Origin of the sequence: Streptomyces europaeiscabiei (assembly GCF_001550375.1) — a bacterium.
GTDB lineage: Bacteria > Actinomycetota > Actinomycetes > Streptomycetales > Streptomycetaceae > Streptomyces > Streptomyces europaeiscabiei.
Genome location: NZ_LRTR01000478.1, coordinates 1 through 2,128, shown reverse-complemented (window position 1 = coordinate 2,128; position 2,128 = coordinate 1). Strand labels below are relative to the sequence as shown.

General features: G+C 73.2%; 3 protein-coding genes. All 3 read right to left on the bottom strand.

All coding sequences use genetic code 11. The annotated features are described in order from the left end of the window. Positions 1–30: 30 nt before the first annotated feature. Positions 31–900, bottom strand: coding sequence for an SCO1664 family protein (locus AWZ10_RS23170; RefSeq protein ID WP_173531625.1), 870 nt, complete (start codon positions 898–900; stop codon positions 31–33). Continuing rightward, positions 864–1,454: a DUF3090 domain-containing protein gene (locus AWZ10_RS23165; RefSeq protein ID WP_046707723.1), complete on the bottom strand. Its 591-nt coding sequence runs from the start codon at positions 1,452–1,454 to the stop codon at positions 864–866. Before AWZ10_RS23165 ends, AWZ10_RS23170 begins: the two co-directional genes overlap by 37 nt. 96 nt (positions 1,455–1,550) lie before the next feature. Then, positions 1,551–2,128: MSMEG_4193 family putative phosphomutase (locus AWZ10_RS23160; RefSeq protein ID WP_060891957.1), on the bottom strand; the 578-nt coding region annotated here is incomplete at its 5' end.

Sequence of the window (2,128 nt, the reverse complement as noted above, 5' to 3'; positions counted from 1 at the left end):
ACCTCCGGTCGGCCCCGGCGGGCGGTGCGGTCAGACCGGTGGCCAGGGGATCGCCGGCCACTCCCCGCTCGGCTCCGGGTGCCGGCCGCTCGTCAGCAGCGCGGCCACCCGCTCCCGCGTGGCGTCCAGCTCGGCCGGTGTGATCAACGAGCCCAACTTCCCGGCCAGCGCCCCACCCTCACCGAGCGCGTCCCGCAGCCGCCGCAGCACCTGGACGGCCTCTTCGGTGAGCGGCTCCCCCGCCCACCCCCACAACAGCGTCCGGAGCTTGTTCTCGACGTTGAAGGTCACCCCGTGGTCGATGCCGTACAGCCGCCCCTCGGCGCCCGGCAGCAGATGCCCGCCCTTGCGGTCGGCGTTGTTGACGACCGCGTCGAGCACGGCGAGCCGCCGCAGCCGCCGGTCGTCGGCGTGGACGAGGAGCGCGGTCTCCCCGTCCCCGACCTCCGCGAACCCGACGGCCTTCCAGCCCTCCCCGGCTTCCTCGCCCTCCACGAGGGCGAGCAGCTCGGACCCCGGCTCACCCTCGATCCACAGCTGGCACATGCCCTCTCCGTACGGCCCGCCCCGCAGCACGGTGGGCGGGACGAGCCCCCAGCCGGTCGCCTCGGACACCTCGTACGCGGCGACCTCCCGCTGCGCGAGCGTCCCGTCGGGGAAGTCCCACAGGGGCCGCTCCCCGGCGACGGGCTTGTAGACGCAGGCGGCCTCCCGTCCCTCGTAGGAGACCGTGCAGTACAGCACCGCGTTGGACGCCTCCCGCACCCGCCCGCGCACGGTCAACTCGCCCTCGGCCAGCAGCTGGACCGAGGGCTGGGAGGACGGCGGGGCGGGCGACGACGAGCCGGCGGAGGCGGAGGAGGTCACGCCCCGCGCCGGTATCCGTTCTGGCGCGGACATACGTGTCCCTCCGGATCGAGCGGCAGACTGCACAGCGGGCACGGCGGCCGCCCCGCGTTGACGACGTCGAGGGCGCGCTTGGCGAAGGCACGGGCCTGTGAGCCGGTGAGCCGGACGCGGAGCATCGGCGGGCCGTTCTCCTCGTCCTGGAGCATCCGCTCCTCGGCCTCGGCCAGGTCCTCCTCGGAGTCGGCGTCCAGCTCGACAAGGGCCTGGGCCTCGACGATCATCCGCTCCTCGTCGCCGTCCCAGGCCAGCGCCATGGTGCCGACCCGGAACTCCTCCTCGACGGGGGCCTCCAGCGGCGCCGTGTCCGAGACCTCGGTGGGCGCGACGGCCGGGACCGCCGCACTTCCGCCGCTGCGCCGCACGACCTCGTCGAGCAGCTCGTCCATACGCTCGGCGAGCGCGGCGACCTGGGTCTTCTCCAGGGCGACACTGGTGACACGCTGCCCGGAGGAGGCCTGCAGGAAGAAGGTCCGGCGCCCGGGCAGCCCGACCGTACCGGCCACGAAGCGGTCCGGGGGGTCGTAGAGGTACACCTGACGGGACACGTCCTGTCTCCATTGGAATCGACGTCGGGAGCGGCCGCGCCGGCTGCTGACTGGTTCAGCGCCGCCGCGACCGCTTCACCCTACTGCGGTTGACGATCACGGTGCCCCCGCACCGCCCCCGACGGTCGCGTCACCGCTCGGGGGCTGCTCACGCGGCGCCAGGGACGCGAAGTCCCCGGTGTCACCGAGGCGGACGAGAAAAGGCCTGAGTCGGGTGTAACGGATCGCGGTGATGGAACACGGTTCGACAGAGATCCGCTGGAAGAGGTCCAGATGAAGTCCGAGTGCGTCCGCGACGAGCGACTTGATGACGTCGCCGTGCGAGCACATCAGATACACGGCGTCGGCACCGTGCTCGCGCTCCACGCGCGCGTTCCACTCCCGCACCGCCTCCGCGGCCCGGTGCTGCATGGCCCGCATCGACTCGCCGCCCGGGAACTCGACCGCCGTCGGATAGGTCTGCACGACCTCCATCAGCGGCTCGTCCATCAGCTCGCCGAGCTTGCGGCCGGACCAGTCGCCGTAGTGGCACTCGCCGATACGCTCGTCGGTGTGCGGGCCGAGACCGGGCCGGGCGTCGAGGAGCGGGCGAACAGTCTCCTGGCAACGCTGGAGCGGGCTGGTGACGACCTCGGCGATCGGCAGCCCGGCGAGGCGGCCGGGCAGCGCCGCGG